We start from the raw sequence: 15465 nt of genomic DNA on the forward strand, positions 1-15465 counted from the left end.
AGCACTTTATTATCGGTTTAGTAAAGGTTTCAAGTTGTGGAATGGGGTGATATCGATTTGCGTTAAAAATAATTCCTAACCTTTAATGTGAGAAGATGCTATGCGTTATGCTTTCAGCCGAATGTTAAAGCTCAGAAACTTAACAGATTTTGTCTACCACTTATAGTAAATTAGTGCTAGTAGTCTAGTAAATAATCTGTAAAATATAAAATTAAAATTCTTTTTAACTTCAAAAATTAAAGGCTAATGTATTCAAAACACTTCCCCGATGACTGTCCTCCATCGCAATCTGATATTGCATCGGGAGAGTTTTACAGGTTTATTAGCAAGGCTCATAAAACACCCCAACCACAAGATTTCTTATCTTGGCGACAAGAAAATCGAAATAAGGAATGTCCTGCGAGTCTATCCGAGTGTCAAGCCTGTGGTGTATCAATTCATTCATCATTAGATGATGCAAAAAATTTATCTCGTAGAATTCCACGCTTTAAAAAGATGAAAATAGCAAAGGGTGGTTTGAGCGAGGAACTGGGAAGAATAAAACATACTCCCTCAAGAAATGAAAAATCTCATCATACTTGGTGGATACCAGAAAATACTGAACCTTGTAAGGTGTTTGAGATAATTGATGTAAACAAAGAAGATTCTAATAAAATATAAGTTATAATCATGAGTTTTTTGCCGGAAGGAACAATACTAGGACAGCTTGAAATCATAGAAGTCTACGACTTTTATGATAAGCCAGTGTTGTTTTCCTGTAAAAATAAATCTGGTTTAATTTTTATCGTTATTTATGTAGATGATTCTGATCTTGCAGAAATATGGCTATATGCTCCTATTTCTTCATCTCGATTTCAAAACGTAGTTCAGGGCAGAGTTGAACTTAGAAATATATTTATTGATACAGAAGATGCTTTTGTATATCAGGTAGAAATTCCTTATGAAGAGGGGATGAATGTTATTATTAAAAGTGTTAATTGCGATAAAATACCTGATGAGTATTTGCCGGAATTAGGGCAAGTAATTCAATCGAAAAATAATAGCGCTGATACTAACATTGAAACAGTTTCTACCGAAAAAAGAAGAGAAATAATTGATTTTGTTTTACAGTTTCCAGAGCAAGAAATTACAGAAGCACCTGTGGGTGATTTGGGGTTAATTTTATCTTCTTTACAGGAAACAATTGATGCTATTGGTCAAATCAAGCTAGGAAAGTCAGAAAGCCACATAATACCGCCAGAAGTAAAGCAAAAGACTCAAGTAGTGATGTCTGGTGTGTTTAGTGGCTCATTTGGAATGCGTCTGGAAGGAACTGTATATGAAGAAGATAGTTTAGGTTTAGAAGAGTCTTTCTTAGGGCAATGCTTGAAAGAATTTATACAGTTAATAAATCTCGGAGCGAACAAGGAGGAATTACCAGCTAAATTAAATGTATTAAAAAAGAAAACAGCTTTTAAATATACTGAGTTTTTAACAGCTTTAACTAGAATTGGAATAACTAAATTACGTATAGATTGGGCTTCTCCTGGTCAAAAGGTACAAATGGGAGAAATAGAACAAGAAACTGTATTTAAAGTTATTGATGTTATCAAAAATACTAAGTTAAGAACAGAAACAGAAATTTGTGTAAATGTAAAATTGACTCAGATTAATTACAGTAGTAAAACAATAACTTTACAAGAAATTGGCTCTAAGAAAAAATACAAATGTTTCATAGCAGACTCGGCTATGAAAGATGTAGAAACTATTAGTAGAAAGGTAGTTTATGTAGCCACTATTCAAGAGTATGTAATTGTATCTACTGTTTTGAATAAGGAAAAACACGAATATGAATTATTAAGTTTAAAGTTAGAAGCAGAATCAGAAAATATATCAGCTTGAGATGGTTTCTTTATTGCGTTAAATAATCTTTCATGCTGCAATTTCCCCCTTAGCGGTTTTCCTTACTTTTTTAGCGGTATCTCCGGTGAGTTCGCCAGTAAATGCTTTTTGTAGGATGGATTGTTTGAGTTCGTTGAGTGCGGCGAGTTTTTGGCGGTAGGTGGTTTCAAGGCGTTGGGTTTCGGCTGCAAGGGACGCGAGCTTTTGGACGATGACTTTTTGCTCGGCAAGCTTTGGGAGGAGAATAATGTATTTGGCTACGTTCTTTGCTCCAAGGTTTGGCTGAGCCGCGCCGTTATCGTATAGTTTAATTTGTCTCTGACCAACTGAACTGGTAAGAAAGTAGTAAAGAAAGTAACTGTCCAATAAGTCGCTAGGTCTAATTATGACCAAGGAGGATGCCACTGCTCCTACGGTGAAAGGGGAGACTAATGCAGTTTTTCCAATGGTTGCGCCCCGTAAACAATAGACCAAATCTCCTGGTCGAATTTTCCCGCTCCGAAGAGATTCGTATTTCTCCCTTGTGATAAAATTCATTTCGCTATGAGAAAGAGTTCCATCGGGCTGAATGTGTCCTGTATTTATCCACGGTATTCCTGATTTAACATATTCCTCTCTATTGGGATAATTCTTTCCACGATCACCATTCTCGAACTGACACACCTTCCCTAACGTTGTTTCCACCCATCCCTTACCGCGCTCGGTCAAGACGGATTGGAGGTAGCTTTTAAATAATTCGCGGGAATTGGCGAGATTTTTTTCGGTGTTGGCGATCGCTCTATCAATCCCCTCAAACGCCTCATCCAAAATTGTCACAATTCGCTTTTGTTCTGGGAGTGGTGGGACTGGAATTGTGATTTCTGCTAGATGTTTAACTGACATTGAGGGAATTAAGGAGCGTTCAGCCTGCTTCATTAATGCGATCGCCTATCTGCGGCTTCACCACCTGAATCATTGCGCGAATCAACGCACGCGGCGTGTAATATTCTCCACCATTGCGCCCCGCATTACCCATCTTTTTGATTTTGTCTTCGTAGAGATGGGATAGCTCGTGTTTCTCCTGTTGCGATTTAAACCGTAGCTCATCAATATATTCCAGTGCATCCCGCAAGCTGTAACCACTTTGGAACTTGTTCTTGATTTCGCTAAAAATTTCCCCAATCTTATATTCTATTGTGTCTGGACTAGTAGCCCGTTGCTTGAAACCTTGTAAATATGGGAATAACTTACCATTTACATAATCAATTAGGTCATCGCCAATCAGCGCATGATCGTGATCCAACTTTCCATCCGCTTTTTTCGGTGCTGCCCAAGATGACCAACGATGCGCCTCATCAATAATAAATTCGGATGGCTTACCAACAAGTTCTGCCTCTAACGCCCTTTCTTGCTCCAAATCATCCAAATACTTCAAAAACAGCAGCCAAGAAGTTTGCTCTGTATAATCTAACTCTGTAGTACAACCAGCCTCCTTCCTGAGAACATCATCAATATTTTTAAAAGTTTGCTCGAACATTTAGCTTGTTTTCTTAGTAATTAACGTTTCTCGCCAAAAGCACCATGCTTCACAGGAATCACCAGAGCAAAGTAGCGATAAACCAACGGCTGATAATCGCGGTTTATGCTTGTGCAATAGCAAATAACAATATCGGTAAAATTAGACTTACTCCATAATACGATTACTTAAAATTGTTAGTACTATTTAGTATATTTCCCGAATAAGGATAATTTAGTTACGATTACAATGCAAGATGTCTTAATAATGCTTCTGATACTTAAGCATTTCCGCAAACGGTGTAATACACCTATTACAAACACCTTCAACCCATAAAGCAGGAACAGGGAAGGATTTTTCACAGATACGGCATTTAGATAGCAACCGCAACTGGTGTTTATCGCATCCCCCATCTTTTGAAACTGCCACTCGATTCGATGATAGGGAGATTCTGCATAGCAAGCAGCACATAATCGAATTGGCGCGTTGCTGAATAAAGCTATGAATTATATTTGTCTACACTTTGTAGTAAATATTAAATTTATGTAGAGATGCAGCACTGCTACGTCTCATATAATGTGAAATTCCCAATTCATATTTAGATTCACCAAAGCCCGAATTGGGGTATAATGTTTCTTCAAAATTTCTACAACTTTAATTCCAGACCAAAATTCTCGAATAATATCTTGCCCAATTCCCGAAAATCCGACCCAAATAACTGATATACACTAATCTTTGCCTTCTCGCACACAGGAATAATTAACTTTACCAAATGATAAGGTTGATTTTGATTTGTTTTTGAGGCTATCCTCAAAGATTCCATGATTCTCCCTAAATCTCCCAATAACAGCAAATCTTTCGCAATTGCTTGTTCAAACACTAATAAAATTAGTTGTAATTTTCGGGTTAACTCGATTGGGATGGGTTCATATCCTAATTGGGGAGTAAGTGCAATTAATTCGCTAATTCCTTGAATCTTAACTCGATATTTCTCAATTTCCTCTTCGCCTTTAATTTCCTGTCCTAACCACCCGTAACAACGAGAACAAAATCCGGCAGATGACAACTTAGTTATCACAGGTAAATGCGAACCACAATGAGGACATTCTTCTATTAATCGCTGTTTGTGAATCAAACAAAATTCTACGTCCTTAAATGACCATAATAACGGCTCATAGATAATTTTGTTCTCCTGCCTCCGCTCTTCCAAACAACAAGGACACCAAGCGCGATGGTTCCGAAATAACCCCTTGTCATAAATCATTCCTTTCCAGCTTAAAAGGGTCAAAAAGCGTAAATCATGACGCATTGTCAACTCTTCCAAGACAGTGACTAACCGTCCTGTCATTTCTCGCATTCCGTTGATAGCTGGTTTAGCGTCGCTATTTCCCAACAGGTGACTCACATTTTTTTTCAATAGCTCAGATTTGTCCTCCTGAGTGAGGATAAGTGGGGCAATTTCTCCCATAACGAGCTTTTGAGAGGTTAAACAATGCGCCTGCGCTAAACGATGAAGATAACTACTAAGACTTTCTGCATAGGGAGTTCCCACCGCCACAGGTTCAAGAGAAAATAATCGACTCCGTTGCGGTATTTCTGGAGGTTTTAGGTTCCAATGTTCTAAGTAAATAGTCATCCGCTTGGGATTAACCTAAACGCTCGCACTTTAGTTTTAAAAGCCAAACAAGAATGGTACGAGAAAAAACAATTAATTTATGAGCCTTTACTTTGGTCGCTAGATGTAGTTGAAATATGCCCTTATCACAACTATCAATTAATTTTCGAGTGTCCTCATTGTCATCAAAAAAACACTACGTTGGCTTGGCGATCGCGACCAGGATATTGTTCAAAATGTGGAAAGTGGTTAGGGCAGACTCTATCCCAAGAATCAGCCAACAGGAACACTTTGAAAAAAAATGAGCTAGAACAGAAAATATGGATTGCTAAAACTATTGGAGAATTAATTGCTGGTATTCCATATTTGAATGATTCTTTATCTTCTAATACAATCGCTCTCAATCTATCTAAATGGGTTGAGCAAATTGCAGAAGGAAATATAGCTGAATTTGCTCGTCAAATTAATATTCCCAGGAATACTGTTTGGCTCTGGTGTAAAGGTAAAAATTCACCTTCTCTTAAAGCACTAACAAATGTTTGTTACTTTCTTGGAGTATCAGTTCTCAGTTTTTTGACAGAAGAAGCTAATAATTTATGCATCTCAAAGAAATTATTCACAACTGAACTTGAAAGCAAATCAAGAAAAAAGAGTAAGCCATTTAATTCTGAGAAAGTCAAATCCGACTTAGAAGCTTTACTCACAAATGATGACTCTCCTGTTTTGTCGATGGAAGAGGTCGCTAGGCGGTTAGGAATTGATAGAAGAACGATTTACAAATATTTTCCAGATTTATGTCGCGCTATTTCTGCCAGGTATATCAACTATCAGAAAGATTACCATAAAAAAATATTAGAGGAGTGCTGCCAGGAAGTGCGGCTAGTTGCTTTAAAGCTACATAATCAAGGTAAATAGGTAGAGTCGAGGGAGAGTATTACCTCTCGCCCCTCTCTTTTAAATCTGGACGTGCCCGTTTCCGAGCATCCAGCTTCCGATATTTTTAGGGTTAAAGTTCTATCTGAGTTCCTTTCCCTTTTGCTTCATGTGGATGTAATCATGACAACTTTCGTGTACCACTGTTAGGTTATAGTCCTTCCAGTTAGAATGATTGCCGTCACAGTGATGTAGATTAACCTTTTCTTCCGAGGTTAATTTGTGACCACAGTATCCACAGGTATGGTTTTGCTTCTTTAATAATCTTGAGGTTATGCCGTCATATAGCTTACTGTTGCGTTTGCTCCAATAGACTAAATCTCCGTCAAAAGGTGATTTATTTCCTTTAACTTTGATGTGGCGGTTTTCGGAGTAACAAACTGTTGGGAAGGCTTTATCTAGCAGTTTTTTACTAGATAGGCGGTCTTGTTTAGTTTCTTGGTTAAATACCTTGTAGGCTCTGTGTTGTATGTGATAGAGGTTGAATCTAGCACTGTCCATTTTACAGAACTTATGGTATTGTCTCCATCCTCGGACTATTGGAGCTAATTTCTTAGCTTTTTCTGATGCACCATAATTCGAGTTGTTAGCAATTTTCTTGACTTTCTTGCGGAATGCTTTAAAGTTTTCCTCTGAGGGAGAGCTTCTAAACTTTCCGTTTTGCTGTACTTTGAAGTGCCAGCCCAAGAAATCAAATCCGAAAGTCGAAGCGGTTAGCTTTGTCTTTTTCTCACTTACCTTTAGTCCTCTTTTTGCTAGGAATTGGCTAATATTATCGAGTATTTCTTTTTCATCGTCTTCTGGTCGTAGGAAAAATACCATATCATCGGCATATCGAACGCAGGCAGTATTAATGTCCTTTTCAGGGGTAGTTGCTTTTATTTTGCGTCCTTTATTTGTGTGATATTTGTGTAGTTCTTCTATTCCGTTGAGGGCGATGTTAGCTAGTAGTGGACTCACCACCCCACCTTGACAAGTACCTTGTTCTGGGAAATCGGGATTTATTCCAACTTTAAGGCATCGGAATATACCTAATTTTAGCCGATTAGGGGCAATAAGGTTAGATATGATGGAGGAATGGTTAATCCGGTCAAAGCACTTTTCTATATCTAACTCAAGGATTCTCTTGTTGATGCCATTGGAACTTGATTTGAGGTTTTGAAAAACCTGCTTTTGAGCATCATGGGCAGAGCGCCCAGTTCTGAATCCGTAGCTGTGTTTGTGAAAAGTTGCTTCATGTGCTGGTTCTAATGCGTACTTAGCTAGGCATTGCCAGCATCTGTCCGCAAGAGTTGGAATTTTAAGCAATCGTGTAGTTGTCCCATCTTTTTTAGGGATTGGAATTGCTCGTAACTTTTGGTGTTTCCACTTGCTACTTTTTGCTTTTAGCAGCTCTTCGAGTGCAAAGCGTTCCTCAAAAGTAAGGGACTTTTTGCCATCAATACCTGCTGTCTTCTTACCAGCGTTTAACTGTGTTACTTGACGAATTGCCAGAAACCTAGCCGCACGAGATTTCAGGATAAGCTTCTGTAATTGACGGGCTTTGCGCTTGTCGCCAACTCGAACAGCTTTGAACACTCTTCTTTGTAAGCGGAAAACATTCGCTCGAAATTTCTTCCAGGGTAGTGATTTCCAAGATTCACTGGCGGTTTTGCCGTGCCTAATCATGCTTTACTCCAAATTGCGTTTTCTAAATACCTCAGAGCAGTTACGCTCTGTCCTACCCGGTGTAAAGGGGTTCCGTATCTCGTCTTACCTACTAGGGTTTCGACCTTTCCCCAGACCTTTACACCGTTTTTACTCGTTCCGTTGTTTCGATTGTTTTGATGGTTTAGGGCAGTCCACTTTGCCTATCCTCTTCTCAGAGATTACAGCTATTAAAAGAAGAATGCTGTGAGAATATAGAAGATGAAGTCTACATTTGTGATTCAGGTTGTAGCTTGATTCCTAAGACACTTTTCTAGGACTTGTTTACCCAATGTCATCTTCCCATTAACGCCAGTGTTGATACCTGCTTGTTTTACAACTGATTGCGTCCTGTTCCCAGCTTCAGCCTCCATAATTCCGAGTATGGTCACTGTGGGCAGGTAGGGGGTCACTTGTCTCCTCAAGGGTAGGACTTGCCTTTCTATGCTACTTGGCTCACCTACATCGAAAGAACAGTTATATATTTTGAGAGTCAATTTCAAAATATACCTTAGCCATACATCCCTAGTTTCTAGGGGTTCCTGCTAAGAACGAGCCGCACTCCCTCTGAATCTGCTGTTTCAAAACTAGTTTCCAAACCAGGTTACTTCCGATACAAGAAGGTTAGATTAGCCCTTAAAGAAGCAAATCGCGAACTTGGGTTATGAAGCTTAAAACCCACATTACGTACTTCACTATGTAATACGGTTCATTTCACAAGATTTGAAAAAGTCAAGTATTTATAAGTAAAAAATCACCAAGCAAACCATAACTATTGTGTTACTTCGTAATACAAGATGAAATACAGAATAATTGTTAAAAATTATAACAAAAAAATGGAACCATAAGTTTGCCACATTTTATTGGAAGCATAAGCTTGCCGTTGCGGCAAAGTTATGGGTAAAGTCATAGTAAAGCACAATAACTGTTAACTGTATAAAAATGGAGCTAAGCGGATTCGAACCGCTGACTTCCTCAATGCCATTGAGGCGCTCTACCAACTGAGCTATAACCCCGCAAAATGCATCTTTAATGATGCCTTAACTGTTGACAATTTGTCAATATGTAAATTTTAAGAAATTTAACTAAGCAATTTAACTAAGACATTTGAAAATGAAATTATTTAGCAACATAAAACTATTATGAAGCCTGTAGTAAGTAGCTCATACAGTGCCCCATTAAGAAGTACACTACCATCATAGCGGCGGCTGCTAGAGCAACTAACATGCCAGCCAACATCAATGAAAATTCTTTGTCTTCAACAGCTCTTTCCATTAAATGCAAAGACCATGCTACTAACGCCACATCAAACACTAAAATAGGAATCAACATATTTCTTAAGCTATATTAATTATTGTTAACTTATATTAACATCGTTTCTAAGAACCGTGTTGAACTACTTTAGATATTGAAAGGCGAATTATTTTCATTCCAAAGCTAATTTCGCACGGGTATTTTTCGGTCATTTAAGTAGTTCTTGATTTGCGCGACACTAAGTTGTCCGTAGTGCAAAAGCGATGCTAATAGTGCAGCTTCGGCTTGACCTTCAGTGACAGCAGAGTATATATGCTCGCAATTTCCAGCACCGCCAGAAGCGATTACTGGAATACCAACCTTGGCTGCAATTGTTCTTGTTAATTCAATGTCGTAACCCGCTTGAGTACCATCAGCATCCATACTTGTAACTAATAGTTCTCCCGCGCCTCGTTTCTCAACTTCTTTTGCCCAGTCAATAGCATCTAGACCGGTGTTTTCTCTTCCACCACGAACATAAACATCCCAACCAGGATTTTCAGTATTTGACCGCCTTTTTGCATCAATTGCTACAACAATACATTGATTTCCAAAGCGCTTGCTAGCCTGGTTAATAAAGTCTGGATTTCGTACCGCTGTTGAGTTAATACTAACCTTATCTGCTCCAGCTCGTAATAATTCTTTAACATTTTCTAAGGTTTGGATTCCGCCACCTACAGTCAGCGGAATAAATACCTGTTCGGCGGTTCGGTGAACTACGTCGATAATTGTGCCTCGGTCTTCATGAGTAGCTGTAATATCCAGAAATACTATCTCATCTGCACCAGCTTCGTCGTAAACCTTTGCTAGCTCTACTGGATCGCCAGCATCTTTAAGGTCTACAAAGTTAACTCCTTTTACAACTCGTCCCGCCTTGACATCTAAGCACGGTAAGATTCTCTTAGCTAGCATAATTTTATGAAAGCACTCCCATCGTATTTACCCGGAATATAAATTTTAAAGCTGACTTGCTTACTCGACAAAAAAATTTTTGGCATCCGTGTTTACTCGCATTTATGGCGGCGATGAAAACAAGCATTGCCCTCACTTTTAGAACAAGTAAAACATTATCTATGAGCGGACTATGGCGATTATCTCCTCTAAAAAACAGCCCCAGCCTCAAGAACCTGATAAAGAACCCACTCACCTGAAAAAAGCTGCGAAACAAAAAGCAGACGAAAAACTTTTGCAACCCGAAGCAGCTATAGATGAACAGGATAGTAATGAAGTCGGTATTCGTCCACAACAATTTGCCGATTATATCGGGCAAAAAGATTTAAAAGATGTACTAGACATTGCAATCAAAGCAGCTAAATCTAGAGGTGAAGTATTAGACCACCTGCTGCTTTACGGTCCTCCAGGTTTGGGTAAAACCACAATGGCAATGATTCTAGCATCAGAAATGGGAGTAAATTATAAAATTACTAGCGCTCCCGCATTAGAACGCCCTAGAGACATCATGGGGCTGCTTGTTAATCTTAAGCCTGGGGATATTATCTTTATTGACGAAATTCATCGCCTCTCTCGGATGACCGAAGAAATTTTATATCCGGCGATGGAGGATTATCGCTTAGATATTACTGTTGGTAAAGGTTCTAGCGCTCGCACTCGTAGCATTCCTTTAGCAAAATTTACTTTAGTCGGAGCAACAACTCGCGTCGGAGCGCTGAGTTCTCCTTTGAGAGATCGTTTTGGCTTAGTTCAAAAACTGAGATTTTATGAAGTCGAAGAACTCAGTCAAATTGTGTTAAGAACTGCTGATGTACTGAAAACAGATGTAAGTAAAGATGGAGCTTTAGAAATTGCGCGTAGAGCGCGAGGAACGCCGCGTATTGCGAATAGATTACTCAAGCGCGTCCGGGATTATGCTGAGGTTAAATCCTCTGGCACAATAAATGAAACCGTAGCCGCAGAGGCTCTACAATTATTCCAGGTAGACCCTTGCGGCTTAGATTGGACTGACCGCACTATGTTAAGCGTGATAGTAGAACAATTTAATGGCGGTCCTGTAGGATTAGATACAATCGCCGCCGCTAGTGGGGAGGATACGCAAACGATTGAAGAGGTATACGAACCATATTTAATGCAAATTGGTTACTTACAGCGGACTCCTCGTGGTAGGGTAGCAACACCCGCAGCTTACAAACATTTAGGTTTTAAGCCGCCAAGCGAACAGTTATCTTTACTTTCTTAGCGTAAAAATGGTTAATGGTTAGAAGTTATGAGTTGTGAGTTGATTAGTTATTATTCTATTTAAGAATTCTAATCATGAATTGACAATTCATAACTTACGCCAAATTGTCAGCAAAAATAATTATTTGCTTTAGGAAAATGCGCTAGGAAGTGATTGACAGAACTCAAAATTATCAGATTCATCTAAATTGCCTACTAATTTAGAGGATTTTAACTCCTCTTTTGAAAGAGAAGGGAGAAAATTCAATAATTCTGCGAAACACGATACTTTTTAACACCATCTGATGTACGTATTTATATTCATTAATAATTTAATTAGAAGCTGATGAAATTAATTGCGAAGCTGTTGCGTATTTAGTTTATATGCAGGAAATAGAAAGGATGAGAACAGCACATTAACTTATCAACTAAAAACTATTAACTTTAATTATTAAAGCTACGAATTACGAATTATGATGATGAAACTACTTGGAATTTTACTAAGTGTACTGCTACTGTTTAGCTGGGTTGAGCCTGTTTTTGCATTAACTAATCAGGCTTCTAACTTAACAAAAGAAGAATTAAAACAACAAGACCAGTTAGCAAATAAAGCTTTTGCAGCTACTAATAAAGGTGATTTTGCTGTAGCTGAAGAATACTGGACTGAAATTCTGGAAAAATTTCCCGAGAATGCAGCAGTATGGAGTAATCGCGGAAATTCTAGAGTTAGTCAAAACAAATTAGAAGAAGCATTGGTAGATTTTAATAAGTCTATAGAACTTGCTCCGAATGTCACAGATCCTTATTTAAATAGAGGAACTGCTTTAGAAGGTTTGGGAAAATGGGATGAGGCGATCGCCGATTACAATCACGTTTTAGAATTAGATCCCGACGATGCAATGGCATATAATAACCGGGGCAATGCCGAAGCTGGCTTGAAAAAATGGCAAGAAGCTATAGCAGATTACAGAAAATCAGCGGAAATTGCTCCAAACTTTGCTTTTGCTCGTGCTAATTACGTTCTGGCGCTTTATGAGATTGGTGAAGAAGACAAAGCTATACGGGAAATGAAGAATATTATCCGTAAGTATCCTCAGTTCCCAGATGTACGTGCATCGCTCACGGCAGCACTTTGGGCAAAAGGTGAAAAAGGTGAAGCTGAAAGTAATTGGGTAGCCGCTTATGGATTAGATCGTCGCTACAAAGATATTGATTGGGTGAAAAACGTGCGACGCTGGCCAGATCGAATGGTAGCTGCTTTGGATAAGTTTTTGAAATTGCAGTAATTGGAATTACTGATAAATTTCTCAGATAAAAAATAGTGATGTTAAGTATTCAGAAACCCGATTTATAAAAATCGGGTTTTTAATTATCAAACATGGTTTGAAAAAAATATACTTTTGATAAGTAATCTAAAATTTACAATCTTAATTTAAGTAATTTTATAGTTTGAATAAGGCTGCTTCTATAATTGCAAAATCTTTATCTTAAAATATAGCGAATTTCAGTTGAGTGCAATACACTTTTACCTCACCCCGCCCTCCCCTTGTTAAAGATAAGGGAAGAGGTAAGGGTAGAGTGAGCTTTCTTCTTCTATTGCATCCAACCGAAAACTGCGATCGAGTATTATTAGTTGATAGATAACAATATAAGATTTTTTTTCATGTTATGAGACAAAATTAAGACCCTGTAATCGCAAAAAAAATCTGTATTAGTAAATATTAGTAAACAGTAATTCACGATATCAGGGCTTAATGACAAAAGATAAATATGCTCGTAAAAGCGAGACGGATAGAGGATTTAGTGTCTTTAAAACTTTTAAAAAAGATGCTGATGGAATCAATCTTTTATCCGCTAATGACGCTACAATTTCCAATGAACCTGTTATTAGTATGTCGTCTTTGGGTGATTTAGGAAGATTTGGCAATCAGCTATTGCAATATGCCTTTTTAAAAGTTTGTGCTAAGAAATCGAATGCACGAATGGAATGTTCCCCTTGGATCGGACAAACTCTATTTGGACTTGAAGATGCACCGATTTCTAGACGCTTACCTTTAGCGGTTGAAGAATCATATTATGGTCCTAATCTTTTTGACTATATTCCCGAATTTATTCCTTATTTAGAAAAACTATCACATCAAAACAGCTTTCGGATTCCAGGGGAAGAAATAATTGAAAGCAATTTAGTCAATGTAGATTTATGGGGGTTTTTTCAAGTTCATACTCATTATTTACAGCCATATAAAGAAGAAATTCGTTCGTGGTTTGAACCAGTGAGCGATTTGAAATCTTCCTTATTAGATGGGTTAAATATTCTTCGTTCCCAAGGTAAAACAATAGTTGGAGTTCATATTCGACGGGGTGATTTTTATTCAGTGCCAATGGCTGGGTTTACTCTTGTAGTTCCAACAAAATGGTGGTGTCAGTGGCTTGAAAGTATTTGGGACGAATTAGAAAATCCGGTGCTTTTTCTATGTAGCGATGATTTAGACAATGTAATTGATGATTTTAAGCAATTTTCACCTATCACGTACAAAGATTTAAATATCGAACTGCCCGAAAGGATGAAAGACTTAAATATTGAGTTTTACATCGACTTCTTTTTATTCAGCAACTGCGATATAGCAGGTATCAGTAACAGCATTTTTAGTTTTGCTGCTTGCATGTTAAACCAGCAGGCTACAAAGTTTGTTCGCCCCACCTGGAATTTCTCGCAAAAATTTGAAGAATTTGAACCTTGGAATAGCGTACCGCTTTTACATATAGGAGATCCAATAAAACCCAAATCTTTTAAAAGTTTTGGAGACGCTATTTATACTACTCGCATTACTCAGGGGATATGGGGAATGTTAAAATTCATCTTTATTTACTATCCTAAAAATTCATTAAAAACATGGGTTATTCGAGCATATCTAGGATATCAAATTCAAGGATTAGTAGGTGTTTTTAAAAGTCTACTTTATACAGTCGGTTGGCGTAATGTATGGAAAAACCATATCCAACCATCTGAAACCTAAATATCTACCTCCCTACCCTTTAAAAGCATAGAAAGATTGTTTTTTAATTACAAATATCAGAAATAATACATATCATGTCATCTGCCAAATTTTCTATTGTTTCGGTACTAATTGAAGGTTGAGAAAACATGAAATTCAACAGCATTTTGTCTCTAAAGGTGGAAACAGCAGCAGCAAAAACACCTCCAAATACTGATTGTGCTGGGACAAAGCTAATTTCTTCTAATTCAAATTGACCGTAATTTTGAGGAATATTAACGCGACCAATATTAGTTAAAGCAGCAGTCACGGCTGATTGATAGGGCTTTTTCATAAAATATTTCATAATAGTTTTAAACATCAATAGTTGCCTGAATCCATCACCTCTTGCTAAACCTCGTTCTAATTTTTGTTTAATATCTCGCGCTAAATCCCAGAAATTATCGTTTGCTTGAAAATTGTGAAAAGAAACAACAGCAGAAGCCATTGCGCCTAGATGCTCGTTAGATATTTTTGATTGCAAACGCCCTCGTAAATTCACAGATGAACGAAAGCTAAAATAATTACTTTCTGTTTGGGAATAATTATTTTTTTGAGCAACAGCAAACAACATTGCAGCACCTAAAGCAGCTTGTACTGTAGTTTGATTTTGCCTACAAACCTCTACCAACCTTCTAGTTAATTCAGAATCTAGCTTTTTATGCACCATACCGCAGCTACGAGATTCAATTGGTAAGCTTTTTTCAAAACCTATAGTTATAGGTTGATAGCGCGATAAACGGAGTTTTAAATTTAAGAGATAAAAAACATTGCTGATTGCTCCTGTAAAGCCCTGAAATGATTTTGGAATCAATTGATAAATAGAAGGTAATTGAGATAATCGATTAACTTGATTGTTAGCTTTACCTTCAACAATATTCTGACAATAAGTTAATAGTTCCGAGTGCAGTTGGATAGATGATGAAGCATCTGAAATTGAGTGGTGTATAACTGTAATGAGATAACAAATATTTTCTGCTTCCAATCTAACTAGTGTCACCCGCAGCAGATTTGTATCGCTATCAATCTTTTTATTTAATTCTTCGATTACAACTTCTTCCCACTGCTGTGTATGTTGCTTATTTACAACTAACAATGGAATTTTACCCGCTACCGGTTCAAACCAAAAGCTATTTGATTTTTCAACAATTCGAGCATTAAGAAAAGGATGACGCTCTTGAGTAGTATCAAGTGCTTGTCTTAATAATTCTTCGTTCAACAATCCTTTTACACGGCTAGTTGTCACTATATGAAACGAAGCAGCTAGATTATTTAAAATTTCCATTGACTGCTCGTGAGCAGTAAGTTCTCTTGTTTCTAGCATAGGTAGATGGGATGGTGGTATGGAGGGATGT

Annotated in this window: 13 protein-coding genes, 1 tRNA gene and 1 pseudogene; 6 read left to right on the forward strand and 9 right to left on the reverse strand. The window is 37.7% G+C overall.

Annotation, left to right across the window (positions count from 1 at the left end; translation table 11 throughout):
• Positions 1-246: 246 nt before the first annotated feature.
• On the forward strand, positions 247-660 hold the full coding sequence (locus RIV7116_RS11805) for a hypothetical protein (protein ID WP_015118528.1): 414 nt from the start codon (positions 247-249) through the stop codon (positions 658-660).
• 9 nt (positions 661-669) lie between these two features.
• Positions 670-1881, forward strand: coding sequence for a DUF6575 domain-containing protein (locus RIV7116_RS33815; protein ID WP_015118529.1), 1212 nt, complete (start codon positions 670-672; stop codon positions 1879-1881).
• 30 nt (positions 1882-1911) lie between these two features.
• Here RIV7116_RS33815 and RIV7116_RS11815 read toward each other — a convergent pair whose 3' ends face one another.
• The 4 genes and pseudogenes from RIV7116_RS11815 to RIV7116_RS11825 all read right to left on the reverse strand — a co-directional run bounded on the left by RIV7116_RS11815 (position 1912) and on the right by RIV7116_RS11825 (position 5012).
• Positions 1912-2796, reverse strand: coding sequence for a restriction endonuclease subunit S (locus tag RIV7116_RS11815; RefSeq protein ID WP_015118530.1), 885 nt, complete (start codon positions 2794-2796; stop codon positions 1912-1914).
• Positions 2783-3397 (reverse strand): type I restriction-modification system subunit M N-terminal domain-containing protein, encoded by a 615-nt coding sequence (locus RIV7116_RS11820; RefSeq protein ID WP_015118531.1) that lies wholly within the window; start codon positions 3395-3397, stop codon positions 2783-2785. The genes RIV7116_RS11815 and RIV7116_RS11820 overlap by 14 nt, the downstream gene beginning before the upstream one ends.
• A 240-nt stretch (positions 3398-3637) precedes the next feature.
• A pseudogene (locus tag RIV7116_RS36935) lies at positions 3638-3858 on the reverse strand (hypothetical protein); the annotation flags it as partial.
• 164 nt (positions 3859-4022) lie between these two features.
• Positions 4023-5012 carry a TniQ family protein gene (locus tag RIV7116_RS11825; RefSeq protein ID WP_015118532.1) on the reverse strand — a complete coding sequence of 330 codons (990 nt, stop codon included), beginning with the start codon at positions 5010-5012 and terminating at the stop codon, positions 4023-4025.
• A 270-nt stretch (positions 5013-5282) separates the two neighbouring features.
• On the opposite strand from RIV7116_RS11825, the gene RIV7116_RS11830 reads away from it, so the two are divergent.
• A complete protein-coding gene (locus RIV7116_RS11830; RefSeq protein ID WP_044290894.1) occupies positions 5283-5906 on the forward strand; it encodes a TetR family transcriptional regulator in 624 nt (207 codons plus the stop codon).
• A 99-nt stretch (positions 5907-6005) separates the two neighbouring features.
• Here the strand turns inward: RIV7116_RS11830 and RIV7116_RS11835 are convergent, their stop codons facing one another.
• The 4 genes from RIV7116_RS11835 to hisF all read right to left on the reverse strand — a co-directional run bounded on the left by RIV7116_RS11835 (position 6006) and on the right by hisF (position 9815).
• Entirely contained in the window at positions 6006-7592 is a 1587-nt protein-coding gene (locus RIV7116_RS11835; protein WP_015118533.1) for an RNA-dependent DNA polymerase, read from the reverse strand.
• A 961-nt stretch (positions 7593-8553) separates the two neighbouring features.
• Positions 8554-8626 (reverse strand) — tRNA-Ala (locus RIV7116_RS11845).
• Positions 8627-8750: 124 nt separating this feature from the next.
• Positions 8751-8942, reverse strand: coding sequence for a hypothetical protein (locus RIV7116_RS11850; protein ID WP_015118534.1), 192 nt, complete (start codon positions 8940-8942; stop codon positions 8751-8753).
• Positions 8943-9047: 105 nt separating this feature from the next.
• Complete coding sequence (gene hisF, locus RIV7116_RS11855; protein ID WP_015118535.1) at positions 9048-9815, reverse strand: imidazole glycerol phosphate synthase subunit HisF; 768 nt, start codon at positions 9813-9815, stop codon at positions 9048-9050.
• A gap of 172 nt (positions 9816-9987) precedes the next feature.
• Here hisF and ruvB point away from each other — a divergent pair, with 172 nt between their 5' ends.
• From ruvB to RIV7116_RS11870, 3 genes are all read left to right on the forward strand, one after another.
• The gene (ruvB, locus tag RIV7116_RS11860) at positions 9988-11097 is read left to right on the forward strand and encodes a Holliday junction branch migration DNA helicase RuvB (RefSeq protein ID WP_015118536.1); all 1110 of its coding nucleotides are present in this window, start codon (positions 9988-9990) and stop codon (positions 11095-11097) included.
• A gap of 454 nt (positions 11098-11551) precedes the next feature.
• Positions 11552-12361, forward strand: coding sequence for a tetratricopeptide repeat protein (locus RIV7116_RS11865; RefSeq protein WP_044291766.1), 810 nt, complete (start codon positions 11552-11554; stop codon positions 12359-12361).
• 468 nt (positions 12362-12829) lie between these two features.
• Positions 12830-14092: an alpha-1,2-fucosyltransferase gene (locus tag RIV7116_RS11870; protein WP_015118538.1), complete on the forward strand. Its 1263-nt coding sequence runs from the start codon at positions 12830-12832 to the stop codon at positions 14090-14092.
• 43 nt (positions 14093-14135) lie between these two features.
• On the opposite strand, the gene RIV7116_RS11875 is transcribed toward RIV7116_RS11870, so the two are convergent.
• Positions 14136-15434, reverse strand: coding sequence for a condensation domain-containing protein (locus tag RIV7116_RS11875; protein WP_015118539.1), 1299 nt, complete (start codon positions 15432-15434; stop codon positions 14136-14138).
• Between the last annotated feature and the right edge of the window lie 31 nt (positions 15435-15465).

The organism is Rivularia sp. PCC 7116 (assembly GCF_000316665.1).
Lineage (GTDB): Bacteria > Cyanobacteriota > Cyanobacteriia > Cyanobacteriales > Nostocaceae > Rivularia.

Bases quoted from the DNA above. Each gene is read 5' to 3' on its own strand.
- RIV7116_RS11815 (WP_015118530.1), bottom strand. From the start codon at position 2,796: ATGAAGCAGGCTGAACGCTCCTTAATTCCCTCAATGTCAGTTAAACAT.
- RIV7116_RS33815 (WP_015118529.1), top strand. From the start codon at position 670: ATGAGTTTTTTGCCGGAAGGAACAATACTAGGACAGCTTGAAATCATA.
- RIV7116_RS11865 (WP_044291766.1), top strand. From the start codon at position 11,552: ATGATGAAACTACTTGGAATTTTACTAAGTGTACTGCTACTGTTTAGC.
- RIV7116_RS11820 (WP_015118531.1), bottom strand. From the start codon at position 3,397: ATGTTCGAGCAAACTTTTAAAAATATTGATGATGTTCTCAGGAAGGAG.
- ruvB (WP_015118536.1), top strand. From the start codon at position 9,988: ATGGCGATTATCTCCTCTAAAAAACAGCCCCAGCCTCAAGAACCTGAT.
- RIV7116_RS11825 (WP_015118532.1), bottom strand. From the start codon at position 5,012: ATGACTATTTACTTAGAACATTGGAACCTAAAACCTCCAGAAATACCG.
- RIV7116_RS11835 (WP_015118533.1), bottom strand. From the start codon at position 7,592: ATGATTAGGCACGGCAAAACCGCCAGTGAATCTTGGAAATCACTACCC.
- hisF (WP_015118535.1), bottom strand. From the start codon at position 9,815: ATGCTAGCTAAGAGAATCTTACCGTGCTTAGATGTCAAGGCGGGACGA.
- RIV7116_RS11805 (WP_015118528.1), top strand. From the start codon at position 247: ATGTATTCAAAACACTTCCCCGATGACTGTCCTCCATCGCAATCTGAT.
- RIV7116_RS11850 (WP_015118534.1), bottom strand. From the start codon at position 8,942: ATGTTGATTCCTATTTTAGTGTTTGATGTGGCGTTAGTAGCATGGTCT.
- RIV7116_RS11875 (WP_015118539.1), bottom strand. From the start codon at position 15,434: ATGCTAGAAACAAGAGAACTTACTGCTCACGAGCAGTCAATGGAAATT.
- RIV7116_RS11870 (WP_015118538.1), top strand. From the start codon at position 12,830: ATGACAAAAGATAAATATGCTCGTAAAAGCGAGACGGATAGAGGATTT.